This is a genomic window from Paenibacillus polysaccharolyticus, assembly GCF_900102085.1.
Taxonomy (GTDB): Bacteria; Bacillota; Bacilli; order Paenibacillales; family Paenibacillaceae; genus Paenibacillus; species Paenibacillus polysaccharolyticus.
Map to the genome: position 1 here is coordinate 1 of NZ_FMVM01000016.1, position 22,779 is coordinate 22,779.

Annotated in this window: 23 protein-coding genes; 2 read left to right on the forward strand and 21 right to left on the reverse strand. The window is 47.7% G+C overall.

Annotated elements, in window-relative coordinates:
* A partial coding sequence (locus tag BLQ13_RS20895) for an integrase core domain-containing protein (RefSeq protein WP_139168931.1) occupies positions 1-267 on the forward strand: 267 nt, incomplete at its 5' end.
* Positions 268-818: 551 nt separating this feature from the next.
* On the opposite strand, the gene BLQ13_RS20900 is transcribed toward BLQ13_RS20895, so the two are convergent.
* From BLQ13_RS20900 to BLQ13_RS20920, 5 genes are all read right to left on the reverse strand, one after another.
* On the reverse strand, positions 819-1,106 hold the full coding sequence (locus BLQ13_RS20900; RefSeq protein WP_090923628.1) for a stage VI sporulation protein F: 288 nt from the start codon (positions 1,104-1,106) through the stop codon (positions 819-821).
* 106 nt (positions 1,107-1,212) lie between these two features.
* Positions 1,213-3,258 (reverse strand): ATP-dependent DNA helicase RecG, encoded by a 2,046-nt coding sequence (gene recG, locus BLQ13_RS20905; RefSeq protein ID WP_090923629.1) that lies wholly within the window; start codon positions 3,256-3,258, stop codon positions 1,213-1,215.
* Between the two features lie 10 nt (positions 3,259-3,268).
* Positions 3,269-4,132: a DegV family protein gene (locus BLQ13_RS20910; protein WP_090923630.1), complete on the reverse strand. Its 864-nt coding sequence runs from the start codon at positions 4,130-4,132 to the stop codon at positions 3,269-3,271.
* 101 nt (positions 4,133-4,233) lie between these two features.
* Positions 4,234-6,033, reverse strand: a complete 1,800-nt coding sequence (locus BLQ13_RS20915; protein ID WP_090923631.1) for a DAK2 domain-containing protein — start codon at positions 6,031-6,033, stop codon at positions 4,234-4,236.
* Positions 6,030-6,212 (reverse strand): hypothetical protein, encoded by a 183-nt coding sequence (locus BLQ13_RS20920; protein WP_090923632.1) that lies wholly within the window; start codon positions 6,210-6,212, stop codon positions 6,030-6,032. Before BLQ13_RS20920 ends, BLQ13_RS20915 begins: the two co-directional genes overlap by 4 nt.
* Before the next feature lie 457 nt (positions 6,213-6,669).
* Here BLQ13_RS20920 and rpmB point away from each other — a divergent pair, with 457 nt between their 5' ends.
* Positions 6,670-6,858 carry a 50S ribosomal protein L28 gene (gene rpmB / locus BLQ13_RS20925; protein ID WP_024631107.1) on the forward strand — a complete coding sequence of 63 codons (189 nt, stop codon included), beginning with the start codon at positions 6,670-6,672 and terminating at the stop codon, positions 6,856-6,858.
* Positions 6,859-7,048: 190 nt separating this feature from the next.
* Here the strand turns inward: rpmB and spoVM are convergent, their stop codons facing one another.
* From spoVM to BLQ13_RS21005, 16 genes are all read right to left on the reverse strand, one after another.
* On the reverse strand, positions 7,049-7,129 hold the full coding sequence (gene spoVM, locus BLQ13_RS20930; protein WP_019424875.1) for a stage V sporulation protein SpoVM: 81 nt from the start codon (positions 7,127-7,129) through the stop codon (positions 7,049-7,051).
* A gap of 165 nt (positions 7,130-7,294) precedes the next feature.
* Positions 7,295-7,546 carry a hypothetical protein gene (locus BLQ13_RS20935; RefSeq protein ID WP_090923633.1) on the reverse strand — a complete coding sequence of 84 codons (252 nt, stop codon included), beginning with the start codon at positions 7,544-7,546 and terminating at the stop codon, positions 7,295-7,297.
* A 3-nt stretch (positions 7,547-7,549) separates the two neighbouring features.
* Entirely contained in the window at positions 7,550-8,209 is a 660-nt protein-coding gene (gene rpe, locus BLQ13_RS20940; RefSeq protein WP_090923634.1) for a ribulose-phosphate 3-epimerase, read from the reverse strand.
* Position 8,210: 1 nt separating this feature from the next.
* The gene (gene rsgA / locus BLQ13_RS20945; protein ID WP_090923635.1) at positions 8,211-9,128 is read right to left on the reverse strand and encodes a ribosome small subunit-dependent GTPase A; all 918 of its coding nucleotides are present in this window, start codon (positions 9,126-9,128) and stop codon (positions 8,211-8,213) included.
* A gap of 60 nt (positions 9,129-9,188) precedes the next feature.
* Entirely contained in the window at positions 9,189-11,399 is a 2,211-nt protein-coding gene (pknB, locus tag BLQ13_RS20950; RefSeq protein WP_090923636.1) for a Stk1 family PASTA domain-containing Ser/Thr kinase, read from the reverse strand.
* Positions 11,396-12,172, reverse strand: a complete 777-nt coding sequence (locus BLQ13_RS20955; RefSeq protein ID WP_090923637.1) for a Stp1/IreP family PP2C-type Ser/Thr phosphatase — start codon at positions 12,170-12,172, stop codon at positions 11,396-11,398. Before BLQ13_RS20955 ends, pknB begins: the two co-directional genes overlap by 4 nt.
* A 7-nt stretch (positions 12,173-12,179) precedes the next feature.
* Complete coding sequence (rlmN, locus tag BLQ13_RS20960) at positions 12,180-13,220, reverse strand: dual-specificity RNA methyltransferase RlmN (protein ID WP_090923780.1); 1,041 nt, start codon at positions 13,218-13,220, stop codon at positions 12,180-12,182.
* Between the two features lie 270 nt (positions 13,221-13,490).
* A complete protein-coding gene (gene rsmB, locus BLQ13_RS20965) occupies positions 13,491-14,987 on the reverse strand; it encodes a 16S rRNA (cytosine(967)-C(5))-methyltransferase RsmB (protein WP_090923638.1) in 1,497 nt (498 codons plus the stop codon).
* A complete protein-coding gene (fmt, locus tag BLQ13_RS20970; protein ID WP_090923639.1) occupies positions 14,984-15,943 on the reverse strand; it encodes a methionyl-tRNA formyltransferase in 960 nt (319 codons plus the stop codon). The genes rsmB and fmt overlap by 4 nt, the downstream gene beginning before the upstream one ends.
* A gap of 12 nt (positions 15,944-15,955) precedes the next feature.
* Positions 15,956-16,444 carry a peptide deformylase gene (def, locus tag BLQ13_RS20975; protein WP_090923640.1) on the reverse strand — a complete coding sequence of 163 codons (489 nt, stop codon included), beginning with the start codon at positions 16,442-16,444 and terminating at the stop codon, positions 15,956-15,958.
* A gap of 126 nt (positions 16,445-16,570) precedes the next feature.
* Positions 16,571-19,120 carry a primosomal protein N' gene (gene priA, locus BLQ13_RS20980; RefSeq protein WP_090923641.1) on the reverse strand — a complete coding sequence of 850 codons (2,550 nt, stop codon included), beginning with the start codon at positions 19,118-19,120 and terminating at the stop codon, positions 16,571-16,573.
* A gap of 3 nt (positions 19,121-19,123) precedes the next feature.
* Positions 19,124-20,437, reverse strand: a complete 1,314-nt coding sequence (gene coaBC, locus BLQ13_RS20985) for a bifunctional phosphopantothenoylcysteine decarboxylase/phosphopantothenate--cysteine ligase CoaBC (RefSeq protein ID WP_090923642.1) — start codon at positions 20,435-20,437, stop codon at positions 19,124-19,126.
* A gap of 153 nt (positions 20,438-20,590) precedes the next feature.
* Positions 20,591-20,803 (reverse strand): DNA-directed RNA polymerase subunit omega, encoded by a 213-nt coding sequence (gene rpoZ, locus BLQ13_RS20990; protein WP_090923643.1) that lies wholly within the window; start codon positions 20,801-20,803, stop codon positions 20,591-20,593.
* 163 nt (positions 20,804-20,966) lie between these two features.
* Positions 20,967-21,539 (reverse strand): guanylate kinase, encoded by a 573-nt coding sequence (gmk, locus tag BLQ13_RS20995; protein WP_090923644.1) that lies wholly within the window; start codon positions 21,537-21,539, stop codon positions 20,967-20,969.
* 13 nt (positions 21,540-21,552) lie between these two features.
* The gene (remA, locus tag BLQ13_RS21000) at positions 21,553-21,813 is read right to left on the reverse strand and encodes an extracellular matrix/biofilm regulator RemA (RefSeq protein WP_006209218.1); all 261 of its coding nucleotides are present in this window, start codon (positions 21,811-21,813) and stop codon (positions 21,553-21,555) included.
* A 51-nt stretch (positions 21,814-21,864) separates the two neighbouring features.
* The gene (locus BLQ13_RS21005; protein WP_090923645.1) at positions 21,865-22,764 is read right to left on the reverse strand and encodes a YicC/YloC family endoribonuclease; all 900 of its coding nucleotides are present in this window, start codon (positions 22,762-22,764) and stop codon (positions 21,865-21,867) included.
* Positions 22,765-22,779: the final 15 nt, after the last annotated feature.

A 22,779-nucleotide genomic window follows, 5' to 3' on the forward strand; every position in this document is an offset into this window, starting at 1 on the left:
GAAGAAGCAGGTTTAGAGCATGAGCGGACACCCGTTCGAACACCGAATAAAAATGCTTTTATTGAATCGTTTCATAGTGTTCTGGAACGTGAGTGTTACCAACGACATTGTTTCGAAAGCTACGAAGAAGCCTTTTCCGAGGTAGATCGATACATCCGTTATTACAACAAAGACCGTATTCACGGCAGTCTACACGACTGGTCGCCGACAGATTACCTGCGCCTGGTCAACGAAGGAACCATAGAACCCAAATCCATTACGTTATGATGCGTCAATCTGAGAAAAAGCTAGCTAGTGTCCAATATTAAGGGGTTGAACCGTGGTGATCGTTAGAAAACCAAGCTCTCCGGTGCGCTCTCAGCATCTTAAACATTTCCAATCTAACTTCCTCCACATCTATCAAAAAAATAACAGAGCCCGATAACCGTCACACATCTCGCATCTCGTACTGTGACGTCACGTCTACACTACTTGTATGTTGCAGTCTTCCCTTCCTATCGGAGGAAAGCAAAAGTGATCCTCTGTCAAAATTCAAAAAAGGCATTTCATCAAGTCACGTATGACTGATGAAACACCCTTCTTTACATTAACATCTCTCTTGAATGTAATGTGGTCTTTCAAAAATTAAGTTTACACTATAACGGAGAGAGCAGAACCAATCTGAAGAAGCGCAAGCGGGCGCCTTTATCAACGAATTTTACCCTCATAAAGGGTAATTCCAAAAATTTGGGGATAACAGCGCTCGGAAGATGGTACTGCACTCGGAGTGTCCCGTGTAGACCCCTATATGTTTTGAAGTAACCCCCTCACATTCAACTTTACCTGAACATGCCCCACAATTTGATCAAATGAAACGTATTGTTTGGATCGATCTTCTGCCCGATGACAAAAGCAACAAATTGCTCTTCCTGTGCAGGCGAGAAGTTCTCATTCATAATGACTGCCGACGATTTAATCAACCTGCGGACCTTTGCCTTATCCTGCAAATCTGCCTTGGTTACGCCATCAATCAGCTTTTTAATCCGCTCTTTGACCGCAGGATTTTTCATCTTTAGTTTGATCCGCTCCACCAGCTGCGGACTGATTCCATATTGTTGGTAACCCAAAACGTACAGCACCTCCCAAAAAATGAACTCACTTCTTATTCATATGTCGGAAGGGCTTGTTCACTTGTCACTTTTTACAAAACATGCCTTAAAACACATCCAGCGTTTAATCGATCAGATCGCCCTTGAATACCTGCTGTTGCTGAAGAAAATCACGCAGTGGTGTATAGTCAACAGACGTCCAGAACGTAGCTTCCGCAATCAGTGCAGATACATCATCCCGGGCCTGCTCCAGTATAGCGAAATCCGCCACCATATCGGCCAGACGGAATTCAGGTAACCCGCTCTGTTTCGTGCCAAAGAAATCCCCAGGCCCCCGCAGATCCAAATCACGCCGCGACACCTCGAATCCATCCTCGGTTTCGGTCATGACCTTCATGCGTTCCTGCCCGACCTCTGTCTTCGGATCAGCGATCAGCACACAATAAGATGCATGAGAACCACGTCCAACACGACCTCGAAGCTGATGCAGCTGGGACAACCCAAACCGGTCTGCGTCCATAATGACCATCAGTGTTGCATTGGGTACATCGACCCCGACTTCTACCACCGTGGTAGACACGAGCAGCTGAATGTCATTGCTGTAGAATTCACGCATCATTTCTTCTTTTTCCGCAGCGGTCATACGGCCGTGGAGCAGGCCCACTTTGTATTTGGGGAAGTTCTGCTGCATCTGCACATGCAGGTCAATCGCATTCTGCACATCAAGCTTTTCCGATTCCTCGATCAGTGGGCAGATCAGATACGCCTGACGCCCTTGATCTACCTCCCTCGATATAAAACCAAGCACCCGCTCCATCATGTCATGCTTCACCCAATACGTGGATATCGGAATCCGTCCCTTCGGCCGCTCCGATATCGTCGATACCTCAATATCACCAAAAGCCGTAATCGCAAGTGTCCGGGGAATCGGCGTAGCAGTCATCGTTAATACGTCAGGATTATAGCCTTTACGTCTCAAAACGCTGCGCTGATTCACCCCGAAGCGATGCTGCTCGTCCGTCACCACAAGGCCCAGCTCCCGGAAAAAGACATCTTCCTGAATCAGGGCGTGTGTGCCCACAACAATATCCAGCATCCCCATCTGCAATGAGGCGATCAAGTCCTTGCGTTTGCGCCCGTTAACACTGCCCGTTAACAGACCCACCGTCACACCAAAAGGCTCAAACAGCTTCTGCAAGGAACGCATATGCTGTTCCGCCAGAATCTCAGTTGGCACCATAAGTGCCCCCTGAAAGCCGGAGCGCACCGTCGTATAAAGTGCAATGGCTGCGATCACCGTTTTACCAGAACCTACATCGCCTTGCAGCAACCGATTCATCGCATAGGGTGAACGCATATCATGCAATATTTCAAGTTCCACCTTCTTCTGCGCATCTGTCAACTCAAACGGCAAACTACGTACAAACTCTCGAATCGTCGTATTGTCCGTTGTATGTACCATGCCATCCATTCGGTTTCGATTTAACGCACGAAACGCCTGCATTTTAAGTTGGAACAAAAATAACTCCTCATAGACCATGCGCTGTCTGGCTCGCTGACCTTCCTGATTATCCTGCGGACGATGAATACCTGCGATGGCCTGCTTGCGTGGCATCAGATTATATTTTTTAATCAATCCCTGCGGTAAAATCTCCGGAATCATCTCACCGTACTGAGTCAGCCCCTGGTTAATCGTCTTGCGCATCCATTGCTGCGTGACCTTGCCCGTGACGGAATATACCGGTTGCAGTGTGCCTGAACGTCCATCGCCTTTATCCGGGAATTCCGAGTCAGATACGGTAAGCTGCATACGCTTTTGTTCCCATTTTCCGGTAAGCACAATTTCCCGGTTGGGTGTAAGCTGGTCTTTGAGAAAATGGCGGTTAAACCACGTTGCCGTAATCATCCACTCTTCCGTCATAATCTTGCAAGTCAGACGGGACTTTTTACCGTAACGTTGCAACACCGGAACACCCATAACCTGACCTTGTACCGTAATTTTGTCTCCGTCTTTTACCTCACTAAGCGAACGCAGACGATAATCTTCATAACGAAACGGATAATACTCCAGCAAGTCTTTCACACTAGAGATGCCAAAGGCGTGAAGCTCTCCCTCTTTGAGAGCACTCACGCCGTTAATTTGCTTGACTGATATTTCTTCCAAGTTCATATCTAATCCCTCATTCCGGAACAGGCCACATAAAGATAGCAATAACACCGGGCCCCACATGACTGCCAATAACCGCCCCGATATTCGTATAGATCACTTCATTCAATGTAAAATGACCTCGTAACTGTTCCGCACAAGCCTCTGCTGACGCGGGGTCGGCCGTATGACCTACCGCCAGGTTGACCCGTTTTCCAGCCAGATCCTTCTGGAACAGTTCAATAATACGTGCCATAGCCTTTTTATGACCTCTGACTTTCTCTACGGCGTAGATTACGCCTTCTTCATCGATAGACAGGATCGGTTTGATATTTAACAGCGTTCCCAAGATCGCTGAGGCTTTGCCAATCCGTCCGCCTTTCTGCAGATACTCCAGCGTATCCACCAGAAAAAACAGTTTACGGGATTGTTGCATTGCCTCCACAGCAACTGCAATCTCAGTAACAGACTTGCCTTGTTCAGCAAGCTCGGCAGCATGTACAACCATTAGACCATACCCGTAGGAAGCCGATTTTGAATCAATGATTGTTAGATCCGCTTCCCGTTCCAGTAGAGACTTGCCGAGCATCGCCGATTGATACGTACCACTCATGCCCGAAGACAAGTGTATAGATACGATAGGTCGGTCCGGGTTTTCGTCCAGCAAACGCTGGTACACATCCATAAAATCGGTAGGAGAAGGCTGTGAAGTCGTAGGCAGGACTGCGCTCTGCCTTAACTTATCGTAAAACTGCTCCGAAGTCAGTTCCACTCCATCCGCATAGTTTTCTTCCCCAAACAACACACGCAAGGGAACCACATGTATACCGTATTTACGAACCAGTTCCTCAGGAATATCCGCCGTACTGTCCGTTACAATCGCAACCTTGTGGCTCACAGGCTCTCCTCCTCTTCACATCAAGTGCTATCATGCATGTTTAACAAGTCATTCGTCCAGCGTCTAAAATCGATAGTGATTGGCTTGTGAAACAACCGCAATTAGGACTCTACAGAGAACAGATAATAGTACACGGGCTGTCCTCCCTGATGTACCTCGACTTCCGCGTCAGGATACTGCTCTTCCAGCCATGCAACAAGAGAAGAAGTAATCTCAGCGTCAGCCTCTTCCCCCTCAAGAACCGTAACCACTTCATCTCCGCTCTCCATCATCTGCCCAAGCAGACCTTCACAAGCATGAAGCATGCTCTCATCTGTCGCAACAATTTTGGAGTTATAGATCCCGATATAATTTCCGGCTTTGATATCCAGTTCATCATATTGTGTATCCCGAACGGCATGTGTCACTTGTCCGGACTGCACGCGGCTAATGGCCTCCAGCATCTGTTCACGATTCGTTTCTGCAGACTCATCCTCTTGGAAAGCAAATGCCGCTGCCATCCCTTGTGGAATCGTCTTGCTCGGGATAACGGTAATCCGACGCTCATCCTCCAGCAATTCACGAGCTTGTTCAGCTGCAAGAACGATGTTGGAGTTGTTCGGTAAAATAAAAATTTGATCCGCCGCAATCGAACGAACGGCTTTTACAAAGTCTTCTGTGCTTGGGTTCATCGTCTGACCACCAGACATCACCACATCTACACCCAGACTTTTGAAAATTTCCGCAATACCGTCACCGGAAGAAACCGCAATAAAGCCATATGGTGCCATTTCATCAGCCGGAAGCACCGCTTCTTCCAATGTGCTTGTCTTCTCATGCGGAATGTCAGCAAAGAGATCAGGTGAAGCTGCAATATCCATGCCTGCGCTCAGCAGGTCCCGGTGCTGTTCACGCATATTGAGAATATGAATCTGTGTAATCTCTCCATACTTCAAAGCCAGATTTAATACATCACCAGGTGTCTTGGAATGCACATGCACCTTAATCACTTCATCGTCTGCAATGATGATGATCGAATCTCCATTTATTGACAACGATTTACGGAACGACTCTTCATCAAATGTTGCTCCTGCATTCTCACCAAGCTCACGATTGATGAAAAACTCCATGTCGTACAGGAATTCAATATCTTCTGTTTCCAATCTTGCCTGAGCTGACAAAGGCATCTCGGGCGTAATTACTTGTGCCGCCTTCGTTGCAACTGGCTCGATTGCAGGCGTTTTCACCGGTGTTGCTACTGAAGAAGCAGTTTCTTTTTGCAGTGAGGCACGTGAACTACCGTCTGTTTTCAATAGCACGTCCATAAAACCTTCATAAATATATACAAGACCCTGACCACCCGAATCCACCACACCGACCTGCTTTAAAACAGGCAGCAACTCTGGAGTCATCGCCAGCGCTTCTTTTGCTTTTAATAGAACTTCATTCATTAATTCAGTGATATCATTCGTCCGTCTTGCATAGTAGCTGGCATGTTTAGCCGCTTCTTTAGCTACGGTAAGAATGGTTCCCTCCACAGGTTTAACTACAGCTTTGTATGCTGCGTCAACACCATTTTGCAGGGCGGCTGCGAATTGAATCGTATTCAATTCTTCATAAGGAGCTGCTGAACGGCTGAATCCACGGAACAATTGGGATAAAATAACCCCTGAATTTCCGCGCGCGCCCATAAGCAAACCCTTCGACAGTATTGCGGCAGCTTCTCCGATGGAAGCAGAGCTCTTTCTTTTGATCTCTGCAACACCAGCAGTCATTGTCAAATTCATATTTGTTCCCGTGTCACCATCCGGCACAGGGAAAACATTCAGGGAATTGACATGTTCTGCGTGCTGCCCTAGTTGTTCCGCTCCGGCGAGAACCATTGCGGTGAAATCTGTTCCATTTAAAGAACGTATACTCAAGTGAGAATTCCCCTTCCTAGCTTGATACACGAACAACTTGCACCAAGAATCAATTTGGTCTGTTCATGCGCTAACGCGGCTGCGTTATTCTTCGTCCATACCTTGTCCGGCACAGGCATATAATACAACATGTCAGCCGGATAAACGGTCTGGGCGGCCGGGCTACCAATATCCTGCATTCTCTGCAACCCGTTATGCGGGCATAGGGATATGCACCGGTATCAGAAGCCGACATGAATGCCGCATGGAGACTGGTGCCAATGATGGAATGCCGCATCTCACAGCGTTGCCAAAAAAGCAAACCTCCAACCTCTACGTACGGTTTTTTCTCCGGCTTCCCGCGGCAACAGCCTATTCATGGCTGTATTATGGACTATTCAACATTGTACTATATTAGACAAGAGAAATAAATAAAGTTTTTGGATCAGTTGACGAAGCTTTTTTGATTATGATATTATATTTAAGTATTGTTTTATGCAGGTTAAGTAATGGAAATGATCCGGCCACGCCGGCTTGAACAACCCATTAGCTACTGAAGCCTGATCTTTAGGATCAGGTAAGAACAATTAAGTCCTTATGGAATGACGTTTGTCTCTCCCAAAGGCACTGGTTATTTTAGGATAGGAGGTGTAATCTATGTCTCGCAAATGTTATGTGACAGGTAAGAAACCGGGCACCGGTAACCACGTATCCCACGCTAACAACCGTAACCGTCGTTCTTGGGGCGTAAACGTTCAGAAGGTTCGTATTCTCGTGAACGGCAAACCAAAACGTGTATACGTAAGCACCCGTGCACTGAAAGCCGGTAAAGTGACTCGCGTATAATCACGCAAAGCTACTATAAATCGGGTAAGCAAAAAGCACCTTGTTCCTTGCAGGTGCTTTTTTGGTGTTCCAAAAAGCACATGTCCAACACACAGGAATGGCCGCCGCATGGCACATCATACAGATCTGGTTCTCCAGATGAGCGTGGAGCCACAACGGCGGTATTCGACTAACTGTGCTGTTAATCAGATCAGTTCTTTTGAAACGTATTCAGGATCGCCTTTACAAACCCTCCCAAAAACTTCGGCAGTTTGAATGTGTAAAATTTCATACTTCACCCTCCCCATCATGCTCATGCATCCGCCGTATCCTATGCTTCAGGCCTTTTTCACCCAAACACGACAAAAAAGGCTACATGAGAAACCTGCTCATGTAACCATATTTATGCGGAACCTGCTGTCCCTATTCCACAATGACAAGCCTGAGATCAGCCCATTTACGTTTGAGTAGGGATGTACTGATAAACAGCGATCATAAAAACACTCATGAGATAATACAGTATGCTGAAAATGACAAAAGTAATCCGATGTCCCTTCCGATCAAACTTTCGGAAATACATGATAACTACGGCAACCCCAATTAATGACGTGAGCGCATTAAATGGAGCCTGGAGAACTGAAAACAGTGCAAGCACCAAGCCCGTAATCATGCTTCCCGCCATTGTCAGCAATGTCTCTTTAAAAGTCATGAATTAACCCTCGTAACTGCTACGAATCTCGGCAATGGCAGCAGCGCGGTCTTCACGTCCGAATACGGCACTACCAGCGACCAGAACATCAGCACCAGCTTCCACAACGAGTGGAGCTGTATCTGCAGCAATACCGCCGTCTACCTCGATATGTACGTCATGACGTCCTCTTTCGTTCAGCCATGTACGAATCTGCTTGATTTTGTTCATCGTACCGGAAATAAATGCTTGTCCGCCAAAACCAGGATTCACCGTCATGACAAGAACCATATCTACATCGTCCAGTACTTCCTGAATTGCACTTGCTGGAGTACCAGGATTAAGAGCAACGCCTGCCATAATTCCCTGCTCTTTAATGAGATGAATGACACGGTGCAGATGCACGCACGCCTCAGCATGAACTGTAATCACCGCTGCGCCGGCTTTAGCGAACTCTTCCACGTACCGTTCCGGATTCTCAATCATTAGATGAACGTCAAGCGGCAATGTTGTATGAGGTGCAATGGCCTTAACAATAGCAGGACCGAGTGTAATATTAGGAACGAAGTGCCCGTCCATAACGTCAACATGAATCCAATCTCCGCCTGCTGCTTGTGCTTCGGCAACCTCTGCACCTAATTTGGCGAAGTCAGCCGATAATATTGATGGGGCAATTTTAATCATATTAATACCTCCGCTTCTTATCTTTCATTTCTGTCAGGAACTGAACATAATGCTGGTATCGACTTTCAGAGACCAGACCTTCCTCCTTGGCTGTCAGCACTTTACAGCCTGGTTCATGCGTATGTGTACAACCACGGAACTTACACTGATCAGCAAACTGGGCAAACTCTCGGAAACATGTGGATAATTCCTCCACACCAATCTCCAGAAAGTCCAACTGGCTGAATCCCGGTGTATCCGCAACAAATCCGCCATTATCGAGTGGAATGAGTTCCACATGTCTGGTCGTATGTTTCCCGCGCCCAAGACGCATGCTGATTGCACTCGTCTCTAGGGTGAGTCCTGGCATCAATGCGTTCAGCATCGATGATTTGCCAACACCAGACTGACCGGAAAACACGCTGATCTTGCCCGCAAGGCGTTCTCTAAGCAGCTCACTGCCTTCTCCAGTCCTTGAACTGGTCGAAATAACCTCATACCCTATCTGCTCGTACATTGTCTTCACTTCAGCCACGATATTCCGATCCTCAGCTTCTGGATCAATAAGATCCTGTTTCGTCAGTACGATAAGGGCATCGAGTCCGGCTTGCTCAATATGCACGAGAAACTTGTCCAGGAGATTCAGATTCATATCAGGCTCTTTGACCGAAAATAGCAGAACAGCCAAACTGACGTTTGCCACCGGCGGACGAATTAACTCGGTCTCTCGCTTGTGGATCTCATCAACGGTTCCTTCCCCATTCTCCGTGAGCATATAGCTTACTCGGTCGCCAACAAGCGGAGAAGTGCCTCTTTTGCGAAAAATCCCTCTGGCTCTGCATTGCACGGCGGAACCTTCAACCGAAGGAACCCCGTTGTCTTCTACCGGCATGACATAGTAGTAACCACTTAACGCTTTAACGATGATACCTTCTGGCACAGCTCCGTCGCCCTCCTTCAGATGAGTAATATTCTTTCCTTATGTCAGCATAAGCCGTCCTTATGGACGGCCTGATGCGTTGATAACTCCTTTTTTCTTATCCTCTTTATGCTTGCCTGGACCTTTATCCGTCTTCATTGCTGCAGTGTCGCCTTCCTGATTATCCCCTTCTCCATCAGCCGGGGTGGAGTCAGGTTCTTTTTCCTGACCATTATCTACGCCGCCTTCATTGTCGCCATTCCCTGGATCAGGGGTATTGGCTGGCGGTGCTTGCGTGTTCTGTTCAGGGTCGATGGAAGGTACATTCACTGTACCGTTCTTCGCGTCAGTGTAGGATACAACATACGTATCCAGGAATTTACCATCACGATAAACGGACACTGCGCCATTTTCATTCGGTGCGAGTACAAGCGGTATGGTCAGGACTTGAGCGGAATTGATTGTACGTGTGCCCCACTCCTGATTTTTGCCGCGTGCATCCTCATAGGTAATACGAATTTTACTATTTTTACCCACTTCTTTTGGTGATACGTTGATGTTAAATGGATACTGCAGTGCTTCAGGAGGGTACCCTGTGCTGATAAAGATCGTAATTTTGTCACCAGGGCTTACATCTGTTCCCGCTTCTACTGGCCATTGTTGGGTTACTTTACCCTGTTCTACCGTATAACTGGACTCTTCCTGTACCTGTCCGAGCACTAGTCCCTTTTCTTTCAACATTTGTTCCGCTTCACTGCGCGTATGATTTTTCAGATCAGGCATTTTGACCGTTTCAGTTCCCTTGCTTACGGTTAACTCAATCTCAACAGCTTCAGGATCAAATTCTTCATTTACACCAGGCGTCTGGGCAATGACGGAACCTGAAGGCACTTCATTGGAGAAATCGTCCTTACGCTTGATTTGGTCTTCCTTAAGACCAAGCGCAGTCAACTTTTTGACCGCTTCAGCATAAGGCTCCAGCTTAACATCAATCATTTTCACCAATTCTTTTTCCGCGCCAACACTTAGCTGAACCTCAGTACCTTTTTTGACCACATCGCCTTCATTCCTGCTCTGGTCAAAGACAATGCCTGGGTCTACATTTTCTTTGTACTGTCGAATGACTTCATTGCTCACCACCAAGCCCTGTTCCTCAAGCAGTTGGCGGGCTTTTTCTTCTGTCTGATTGACTACGTTAGGCACCGTTACCTCAGGTACGACAAGCATACCTTTGACATACCATACCACTCCGACCATGGCGATCAGAATAAGAACCGTCAAGGATATAATAAGCGTTGGTTTTTTCCAGTTTTTCTGCTTCGGTTTACCTGCGTTCTGTTCCTGATCTGTTTCCATCACAGGTACCGCTCCAGTAGACTTCATTCCACGCGGTTCCGGTTTGATGGCTGGCATTACACGTGTCTGATCAATGTCATCCTCATCCGGAAAATCAACCTTGGACTCATTGCGGCGCTCTGGCATGAGACATGTTTCCAGATCATGCTGCATTTCTTTCGCAGATTGATATCGCTCCTGCGGATTTTTACGCATGGATTTCAGAATGACATTTTCCACACTTTGCGGAATGAGCGGATTGAATTTGCGTGGTTCATCAAACTCTTCCTGCAAATGCTTCAAAGCTACACTAATCGGACTTTCCCCGAGAAATGGAAGCTGTCCTGTAAGCATTTGATAAAGTACAATTCCAAGAGAATATAAGTCCGACTTCTCCCCCGTCACAATACCCTTGGCATGCTCTGGTGAGAAATAATGCACTGAGCCCACGACAGAGCCAGTCTGTGTGATCGTTGTAGAGGTAACAGCACGCGCGATCCCGAAATCTGTTACTTTTACCCGGCCATTCCGGCCAATTAATATGTTATGCGGTTTAATGTCCCGGTGAATAATCTGATTATGATGGGCGTGATCCAGTGCATCCGCGATCTGGGAAGCAATGTGTACCGCTTCGTCGACCTGCAAAGGCGCACGTTCCTTAATAATTTCATTTAGATTTTTGCCTTCAACGTACTCCATAACAATATAATGAACGTCATCTTCCTGACCCACATCATAGATGCTGACGACATTAGGATGTGAGAGCGATGCAGCTGATTGTGCCTCTCTCCGGAAACGGCGAATAAACTCTTCATCATGAACAAACTGTTGTCTGAGCACTTTAATTGCCACATTTCGGTTTAAGAGCAAATCCTGGGCTTTGTAAACCAGAGCCATGCCGCCACCACCGACACGCTCAATGACTTCATAGCGTCCGCCTAGCTGATGCCCAATCATGACTCACACCCCGTTTCCACTTGTGGGGCGTCTTGCTGCTGAGGCTCAAATAAAGCGACAGTGATATTATCGTCTCCTCCAGCAAGCAATGCCAGCTGTAGCAGTCGATCTGCACGATCTTCCAGTGGAAGGTCAAGATTGCCTGCAACCTGAATAATCTGCTCATTGCTGACCAGGTTACTGAGTCCGTCACTGCAGAGAAGCAGTACTTCCCCCTCTTCCAATCGAACAGCGTCCATATCCACCTTCACTTCAGCATCTGTGCCAAGTGCACGGGTAAGCACATTGCGACGTGGATGGTGAGATACGTCCTCCTTGCTAATCTGACCATTTTTGAACAATTCATTCACCAGTGTGTGGTCTTCGGTCAGCTGGAATACTTCCTTACCTGCAATTTTGTATGCACGGCTGTCCCCGATATGTCCAATCACACCTTCCGCATCATTCAACAGAGCGGCGACAACTGTCGTCCCCATATTATGATACTTATCGTCCGTGGATGCTGTGCGGAATATGACTTCATTCGCATGAAGAATCGCATCGCTAAGCGCAGCTGACAGGGAAGCATGGGACAAACCTGGCTCAAGTGTTGCCAGATCCTGTACCAACGTCTCCACTGCAAGGCGGCTTGCCGTATCACCAGCAAGATGTCCACCCATGCCGTCTGCAACGATTCCCAGAATATATCCTGTATCCAGATTCCGAATCCAGGCTGAATCTTCATTCACCGAACGTACTCGTCCGATATGGCTCACATGAACTGTTTTGATCAAAACGCTCTCACCTCAACTCCATATGCTTTGCACGAAGCTGGCCGCAAGCGGCAGCAATATCATGTCCCTGTTCACGGCGAATCGTTACATTAACTCCCTGTTCCGAGAGGATTCTCTGGAAGTTAAAAATATCACTTCTTGATGTTCTTACATATTTGCGCTCAGGCACATGGTTAACCGGGATCAGATTGACATGGCATAACATGTTTTTGAGCACACTTGCCAGTTCTGCCGCATGCTCTGGCTGGTCATTTACACCGCCGATCAATGCGTACTCAAACGTAATTCTTCGGCCTGTCTTAGCCAGATAATAGCGAAGAGACTCCATCACATCATCAAATGGGAAACGACGGTTCACCGGCATCAGTTTCGAACGCAAGGCATCATTTGGTGCGTGAATCGAAATAGCCAGATTGATTTGCGTGTCTTCATCTGCAAACTTGTAGATGTTCGGCACGATTCCACTTGTAGAGACAGTGATATGACGCTGACCAATATTCAGACCTTTTTCGTGAATCATAATCCGTAAAAACGTCATCGTTGCTTCATAGTTTTCAAATGGTTCACCCGAACCCATGATCACGATGCTGCTGACACGTTCACCGCGCTCATCCAGAATTTTCTGAGCCTGTACAACCTGAGCAACGATCTCCCCGGCTGTCAGGTTACGTTTCAGTCCCCCGAGCGTGGATGCACAGAACGTACAACCAATCCGACAACCAACCTGTGTTGTTACACAGATGCTGTTCCCGTAGTTATGTTTCATAATAACCGTTTCAATCGCATGATCATCATGCAGACCAAATAGGAATTTCACCGTGCCATCCTTGGACTCGAACTTCGTAATTTCCTTAAGAGTTACGAATTCAAACTGCTCTGCGAGCTTCTCGCGTAGCGTCTTGGAGAGATTGGTCATTTCACTAAAATCATTTACACGTTTCACATAAATCCAGTCAAAGATCTGACCGCCGCGAAACGCTGGTTCCCCGTTCTCCACAGCCCATTGCTGCAGTTGCTCCAGGGAAAAATCGTATATAAAAGGTTTCATTTTGTTTTCAACACCTATTCCTTTTTTCTTTTCATTTGCACTTCTTTTGCTTTGCATCGTTTTACTGCATTCGTCCTATTCTATCATAAACGGCACTTTACATCCATGTATACCCTGGAGACCCGTTCTTCATGCATTATAACATCTCGCTATTGCCATCGCATCCTGACATCGTTTTATAAACGAGTTAGTAATCACCAAGTCGCCTCTCACAAAGAAATCCGCCGAGGGTTTTCCTCGGCGGCCTTCCTTTAGTGCTCTATTAAACGTTTAATTGGCCGTTCTTGTCAACCTTGCGATGTAGAAACCGTCACTGTGAGCGTATTGTGGCAAAATCTGCACACCACCATTCACAGCCTTCCATTCCCTGCTTCCTGGCTGTGACCATGCGGATGTTTCGATAGCCTTATACTCTGGATGACGATCCAAAAAGTCCGCTACCATATACTCGTTCTCTGCCGATTCAATGGTACACGTGCTGTATACCAGAATGCCACCCGGTTTGAGCAATGGCGCAACGCAATCCAGAAGTTCTCGTTGCAAACTGGAGATGTCTTCGATGTCGGATGAGGATTTAGTCCACTTCACATCCGGCTTGCGACGAATGACTCCTAGACCTGAGCAAGGTGCGTCCAGCAAAATCCGGTCAAACGAAGACTCGGCATATCGCTTGTCTAGATCAAGCGCATCCCCGGTTACCGCATCAATGCAGCTTAATCCAAGACGTTCAGCCTGATCCAAAATAAGCTCGCGTTTATGTGCATGAACATCGTTAGCTATGATGCGTCCACGGTCCCGCATTTTCTCTGCTATATGAGCTGTCTTGCCGCCAGGCGCTGCGCAACAATCCAGCACGTTTTGTCCCTCTTCCGGCGCTACGGCTTCAGCGACCAGCATAGAACTTTCGTCCTGAACCGAGAAAAGCCCATCCCGGTACCAGGACGTTAGAGCCATATTGCCGCCGCTTCGAACCAGAATGCCATCTGGGCTAAGATGCGAAGCTTCAACCACAGCCCCAGAGCTTACCATCTCCTCCATTAGCTTGTCCCGTGTTGTCATCGTCGTATTCACACGTATACTCACTGCTGGAGGTTCATTATTCGCACGACAGATGGCCTCAGTTGTCTCTTCCCCATATTGAGCAATCCACCGCTCCACCATCCACAGCGGGTGAGAATGCTCCAGTGAGATCCGTTCAGCTACCGGCAGATGTGAGGGAACATGCAACTGCTCCTTGTTTCGAATCATATTCCGCAGCACACCGTTAACCATACCTGAGATTCCCTGATGACCAAGTTTCTTAGCCAGGTTCACTGCTTCGCTGACGACGGCATGTTCCGGAATTCGATCCAGGTAGATCAATTGATACGCACTGATCCGAAGCAAACTACGCACCCAAGGCTGTAACTTTGCTGTTCCTTTGGCAACAAAACGCTCCAGATAATAATCCAGCGTGTTTCGCCTTGCAATCGTTCCATACACCAGTTCCGTAGCGAGTCCTGCATCTGCAGAACTAAGATCTGCTTCTTTGAGGCGGCGGTTCAGTTCCAGATTGCTGTATGCTCCGTCCTGCTCCACCGCACTCAGTACCTTGACAGCGAGTGCACGAGCAGATGTCTTCGGTTTCTGCGAACGATCATGAGTCTGGCTTCCCTTAGCAGAAGAACCTTTGCTAGTCTGACGAAGATTCGCGGGGCCTCCTGCGTTTCCGTTGCCTGCCCCTTTGCGTTCTTTTCCTGAAGAATGTCCTGATCTTGAAGTACTCATCGCAGCACCATACCAGGTTTCAATGTTCCACCGCGAGCAAAGTCAGCGGCTTGCATTACTTTTTTGCCAGCGGGTTGTACTTCTGTCAGCCACAAAGAACCATTGCCTGTCTTGATTTCTATGCCTGATTTGTTCAATTGCAACACGGTTCCAGGCTCGGCTTGTCCAGCACTGGAAACAGATGAAGCTTCATTCGCCACCTGATCTGGATTGCACGCTGCCCAAACTTTAAATACCTGTTCATCCCACATCGTGAATGCACCCGAAAAAGGAACAAGACCACGAATCTGATTGAACAATTCACGGGATGTACGATTCCAGTCCATCTTCTCGTCTTCCCGTGTCAGATTACGAGCATAGGAAGCTTCCTCATCATTCTGTGGAACAGCTGTCGTTTCGCCTGCGATGAGACGTGGCATCTCCGCTTGGAGCAACTTGGAGCCGGCCTCACTTAATTTGGCAAACATCGTGCCGGATGTATCTTCATCCGTGATTGGTACTTCCACACGAGAGATCATATCCCCGGTATCCAGACCTTCTGCCATATACATTAACGTGACCCCTGTGACGGATTCTCCGTTAATGATAGAACGTTGTATCGGAGCTCCTCCGCGATATTTAGGCAGAAGAGATCCATGCACGTTCACACAGCCGCGAACCGGCATATCCAACACCGCTTTGGGAAGAATCTGTCCAAATGCGGCAGTGACGATCAAATCCGGTTTCCATTCCGCAAGGCGGGCTACCGCTTCCGGATCACGAAGTTTGACAGGCTGAAACACCGGCAGACCGTGGCTTTCAGCTGCGGCCTTAACCGGTGTAGGTGTAAGCACTTTTTTTCTTCCCTGCGGTTTATCCGGCTGTGTTACCACGCCTACCACATGGTATCCTTCCGCCATCAACATATCCAGAGAAGGAACGGCAAATTCAGGTGTTCCCATAAAGACAATATTCAAATCGATCACTCCTTAATTGCGACGCGGTCCAGTTTGCTCTGGGGTAATTTCATATACTTTTTCAGCGATATCTGTGAAGAGCACACCGTCCAAATGGTCAATTTCGTGCTGAAACGCACGGGATAACAAACCGCTTCCTGTAATAATCAACTCTTTACCTTCACGATCGAGGCCTTTAACGGTCACTGTCTCAAAACGACGAACATCACCGTTAATTCCAGGAATACTCAGACATCCTTCGGGTCCGAACTGTTCTCCTTCACTGGAAATGATCTCCGGGTTAATCATTTTGATCAGCCCTTGCTCATCTCCTGCATCAATCACAATCAAACGTTTCAAAATACCGACTTGCGGAGCTGCAAGACCTACCCCTTCTGCGTCGTACATCGTGTCTGCCATATCATCAAGCAACTTTTGCACATTAGGTGTAACTTTGGTAACTTCCTTGGCTCTTTTGTGAAGCACCTCATCTGGTTCTTTAACGATAATACGAATCGACATGTTGTAAGCACCTTCCCAATTCTCATCATAGTTTCTAGGCAATAATCTCTATTTCGTTGTTCATTTAATCTATGTTTATACCGCTTGTTCACATCCACATTTTCGCATCAAAATGCTATAAAATGTCTACATTAACATCTGCGGATCTACATCAAGGCTAATGAGCAGCTTCTGGGCCTGAACATCATCGTCCATGTGCCGGGCCGTTGCCAGAGCCAGACCGATGGCATCCACATCCCCACGCCATTTTATCATACATTGGAATCGGTATCTATTCTTGATCCTTGGAATTGGAGAAGCTACAGGCCCAAGCACATCAAAGGCTTCGTTACTGAAACGGTCCAGACTGCCCAGCCATCCAGCAGCATTCGCCTTTTCTTTCAGCAATCGGGTATAGTTTTCAGCCAATCGAATCAGTACAGGAAGTTGTTCATGGGAGAAGGTTACCAGAATCAGACGACAGTATGGCGGATACTGTAAATTTCTCCGATGTAGCAATTCCTCCTTCACAAAGGATACATAGTCATGCTGGCTTGCATGTCCAATGGAGTAGTGTTCTGGCGTGTAAGACTGTACAAATACTTCACCCGGCAATTGATGACGACCCGCTCGGCCTGCCACTTGTGTCAGCAGTTGGAAGGTTTTCTCGGCAGCACGGAAATCAGGCAAGTTAAGAGCTGAATCCGCGGTGATGACTCCAACGAGCGTCACATCAGGGAAATCGAGCCCCTTGGCAACCATCTGGGTTCCAAGTAACACATCGGCTTTTTTCTCCCGAAACTGTTTTAACAGCTTCTCATGCGCGCCTTTCTCCGTTGTTGTATCCACATCCATACGGATCACCCGTATCCCTGGAAACAGCTTGGCCAGTTCCTCTTCAACCCGTTGCGTTCCTGTACCAAAGTAGCGAATATGCTCACTTCCACAATCCGGGCACGTTTCGGGCGCCGCTTCAGCATACCCGCAATAGTGGCAGCGTAAATTGTTGGAACGTTGATGATATGTCAAAGAGATGTCACATTCAGGACAGCCCGCCACATATCCACAGCTTCGGCACATCACAAAGGTTGAATATCCGCGCCGATTCAGTAGCAGCACCGTCTGTTCTCCGCGCTCCAAGCGCTCTTCCAACCCTTTGTGTAACGCTCTGCTGAACATGGAACGATTGCCATCCTTCAGTTCTTCACGCATATCGATGATTCGTACAGCTGGCAGATTGTTGCCAAGCGCCCTTGTAGGCATTTCAAGCAAGAGAGGAGCAAAATCATCATTGCTTTGCGAACGCGCAGCATAATAACTTTCCAACGAAGGGGTAGCCGAACCCAGAACCACCACGGCCTGATGTTGTTGTGCTCTTTTGACAGCTACATCACGCGCATGGTATTTCGGCGTTTCTTCCTGTTTATAGGAAGTCTCATGTTCTTCATCCATAATAATCAGTCCCAGACGGCTGAATGGAGCAAATACCGCAGAGCGGGCACCAATCGCAACTTTCACCTGACCTTCCCTGATTTTACGCCATTCATCATAACGTTCACCGCCGGAAAGACGACTGTGCATGACCGCAACCTGATCACCAAAACGTCCTTTGAAGCGCTCCACCATCTGTGGAGTAAGAGCAATCTCCGGCACCAGCACGATGGCCTGTCTGTCCTGATTGATGCACTGTTGAATCGTCTGCAGATATACTTCCGTTTTACCGCTTCCGGTAACGCCATGCAAAAGAAATACACCATGACGCTGTTCCTGCAACCGGCCGTTGATGCTGCTGTATACGCCTTGTTGCTCGTCTGTCAATTTCAGTGGTTCTGTCGGTTTAAAACGTCTGCCCTGATACGGATCACGGAACACTTCTACATCCTCTGTTACAACCAAGCCTTTTTCCTCTAGGCCTTTGATCGTTGCTGCCGAAACTTGAAGCGTAGACAATACTTCCTTCAAAGGCATGGGCAGCAAATCCTTCATCTCCAGCAAAAAAGAAAGAATTTCCTTCTGCCGTTGTGCTTTTGACGGGAACGAAGACAACGCTTCTTCCGCGACAGCGATATCCACAGCCAGATTCACGGACTTCATCGTTTTTTTATTCAGCTTATCCTTAATCGCCTGACTTTCCAAAAGCACACCGCCGAGCAACAGCTTTTTGATCAAGGCTGCATGGTTGGGGTATTTTCGGCTTAATTGTTGCAGCGGAACCTGCCCCCGGCTTTTGACAAAACGGATAATATCCTGCTGCACCTTCTCGGTTGTCGATTCCTCTCCCCACATAAACAGAACGTCCTCGTTAGAAGATTCACCTCCAACATGTCCATCTAGTGCATCTCCTAGTGAAATGTAGCGCTCCGCTTTTCCTTTCAAAGCCGTCGGCACCATCACTTGCAAGGACAAAATCCGATTGCTCGCATATCGCTCGCTCATCCATTCCGCCAGCTCCACCAGATCCTTCGATAGCGGTGGCACAATGTCCAGCAGCTCCTGAATATGTTTTAATTTAAACGATTCCTCTCCCGTACGGGGAACCAGATCAACGACGAATCCTTGCACGGTGCGATGTCCAAAAGGTACACCTACCCTGCTTCCCACCTCAATCCATTCCTTCATGGAGTCGGGTACCAGATAATCAAAAGGCCGGTCGGTCTGCTTCACAGGCACATCGACAATGACCTTGGCAATCTCCATCTTCTAATTCCTCCCGGCAATGCGCTCCGCCGCAATTCGGAGCAAACGATGTGCCACTTCTTCCTTGGACATCAGCTCAAGCTCCTCTACCAACCCATCACGGTCATAAATATGCACCGCATTGGTGTCTGTTCCAAATCCTGCTCCCGAACGGGTGACATCATTGGCTACGATCAGATCACAATTTTTCCGTTCCAGTTTCTCACGTGCATACATCTCGAGCGACTGGGTCTCGGCAGCAAAACCAATCAAATACTGATGGGTTTTCCTTTTACCCAGCGTCTCCAAAATATCTATATTTTTCACAAGTTCGAGCGACAACGTGTCGCCTTTTTTCTTGATTTTTTCCATGTAAACTTCTTTCGGGCGATAATCCGCGACAGCGGCTGCCTTAATGACGATATCCGCACCATCCCACTCACGGGATACTGACTCATACATGTCCTGTGCAGACTGTACAGGTATGATCTCTACATTTTCTGGCGGCTGTGCCTGTGTATTACCCATAACAAGCTTCACATCAGCCCCAAGATCACGCGCTGCAGCGGCGATCGCAAATCCCATTTTCCCGGATGAATCATTTGTAATATAACGCACCGGATCAATGCGCTCGATCGTACCACCAGCGGTAACCACGACCTTTTTACCATTTAAGAGCGAATCGTGTCCTAACATCACGCTGTGCAACGACTCTTGAGTTCCCGGCTGCGCACCACCTTGTGCAACAGTTGTAAACCAGGTCTGTTCTGAAGGTTTTACCGATACCGCATCACGCTGTGCAAAAAAACGCTCCACCACATCCACAATGGTCTCCGGTTCTTCCAGGCGCCCCTTGCCGACATATCCGCAAGCCAGAAGTCCTTCACCCGGTTCAATCATTAATGTGCCCCGTTCAGCCAGCAGATTCATATTGTGTTGCACCGCCGGATGATCATACATGTGCACATTCATGGCAGGAGCAATCATCACTGGTGCAGTAGTAGCAAGCAGGGTCGTAGTTAGCATATCGTCAGCCATCCCGTGTGCCATCTTGGCAATGACATTCGCTGTTGCCGGAGCGACCAGCACCAAATCAGCCATGTCTGCGAGATTAATATGAGAGACCACCGCTGGCTCACGTTCATCGAATGTATCTGTATATACTGCGTTTCGGGTCAACGTTTGCAGCGTTAATTCGGTAATAAACTGTGTCGCCGAAGCGGTCATGATGACGTGAACATCCGCTCCCTTTTGCACCAGTTTGCTGCATAATGTTGCTGCTTTATAAGCTGCAATGCCCCCTGTTACGCCAAGCACGATTTTTTTACCGTTCAACATGTTCAATATCCCCCGATAATGTTAAGACATCAATACAAGTTCAATACTAGTTCATCTATATGATCAAGGCTTATTCGTAAAAAAATAACAACCTTTCGGTTGTCAAAATGATTTCGGCTATCGCCGTATGCAGTTAAAGAGCAGCCCTGGGGCTTACTCTTCTTCTTCGTCCTGCCCTTTAATCACAACAAGGTGATCACCATAAATCTCTTCCAAAGCAACGCCAACCTGTTTATGGGACTTTGCGTTTCTCAGCTCTGTTTTTTCGCCTTCACGAAGCTGTCTCGCACGGCGGGAAGCAGCAACAACCAGGGAATACTTGCTGTCAACTTTGTTCATCATTTCATCAATTGAAGGATACAGCATATTAACAAAACACCTCTTTGCTTTAGTATAATCACAAGTTGCCGCCGGACAGAACCTGATGTTGCGTGTCCTCACGTAGAAGCAGCAGTCCAGAATGAACCTCAACCTTAACATGATATGACAACTGCCCCATGAATATCGCTGTACGCGGCGGCAAAAGGGATTATTTATTGATCTTACAATGTTCGGCGATAATGATGCTTTCTATTCGTTTGCAAGCCGAATCAATCTCATCATTAACCACGGCATAGTCATAATGCTCGAGCAGATTGATCTCATCGACTGCTACAGACATCCGGTGATCAATCGTCGCTTGACTTTCCGTGCCCCGTCCTTGAATACGATCCTTCAACTCATCCAAAGAAGGAGGAAGCAGGAAGACAAAAATTCCCTCAGGGAATTTCTCCTTCACTTTAAGTGCACCCTGAACCTCAATCTCCAGAATAATATCTCGGCCTTCGTTGATCGTTTTCTCCACAAAATTACGCGGAGTACCGTAATAATTGCCCACATACTCTGCATGTTCCAGCAGTTGATCCTCGGCAATCATTCTCAAAAAATCATCATGAGAGTGGAAAAAATAGTTCACTCCATGCTCTTCACCCAAACGTGGCTGACGAGTGGTTGCTGAAACCGAATAAGTCAGATTCGGCACCCGTTGGCGCAACGCACTGCATACTGTACCCTTCCCGACCCCAGAGGGGCCGGACAACACTATCAGTAATCCCTTAGACATATTACACTCCATTTTATTCGTCGTTATCATCATCTTTCGAGGAAAGACGATGGGCGACCGTTTCAGGCTGAACTGCAGACAGAATAACATGATCACTATCCGTAATAATTACGGCACGTGTACGTCTTCCATACGTTGCATCAATCAGCATGTGACGATCTCTAGCCTCTTGTATAATTCTCTTGATCGGCGCCGATTCCGGACTCACGATGGATATAATCCGGTTCGCCGATACGATGTTACCGAATCCAATGTTAATGAGTTTGATTGCCATAATCAGGTTCTTCCCCCTATACATGCGACTCTTTTGCCGAAATTTAGCCGTTCATTCGATGTTCGCCGCTTGCTCACGAATCTTCTCCAGCTCCGCTTTCATCTCGACAACACGGTTCACCAGAGCCAAGTGGTTGGCTTTTGATCCAATCGTATTAACCTCGCGATTCATCTCCTGAATCAGGAAGTCCAACTTGCGGCCTACCGATTCCTCGCTCTTCAACAATTCTCTACATTGTCCAAAGTGGCTGAGTAAACGCGTAAGCTCCTCTTCAATGTTGGAACGATCAGCAAAGACTGCGATTTCCATACCCAATTTATGCTCATCAAAAGGGAAAGAGCCGTCCTCCTGCAACTCCGTAAGACGCTGTCTCAACTTGTTGCGGTAATCGCTCACCACAGTGGGTGCAAGTGCAAGCATCTCGGTGTGTAGTGACTCCAGACGGGTAATCCGCCGCTCCAGATCATTGGCCAGATGAAGACCTTCACGAGCGCGCATCTGCTCCAAACTGGACAGAGCTTCGTTCAACCCAGCCTGCAGAACCTGCTCCCACTCGTCTTTTTGTTCCTCTTGGATGGGGCTTGTCCCATCCGGTTGAACCATGACATCCGGCAAACCTAGCATATCCACAATACTTGGCTTGCCCTGCATTCCAAATTGAGACTCAAGCCGCTCTGCAGCCTGCAGATAGGCCCTGACCGCCTGCTCATTCAGAACAGCGGGGAGAGCCTGGTCTTCCTCTTTTTCTTTCATTACATAAACATCAATCCGCCCACGCTTCAAGCGGCCCTGTACGATCTTTCTCAAACCATCTTCATAATACGTCCACTCTCTAGGCAGACGCATCATCACTTCGCAATAACGATGATTGACTGATTTGATCTCCAATTGTACCTTGTAGCCGCCAAAATGAAAGGCGGATTGACCGTATCCGGTCATACTGAATGACATCGGCATCACATCCGT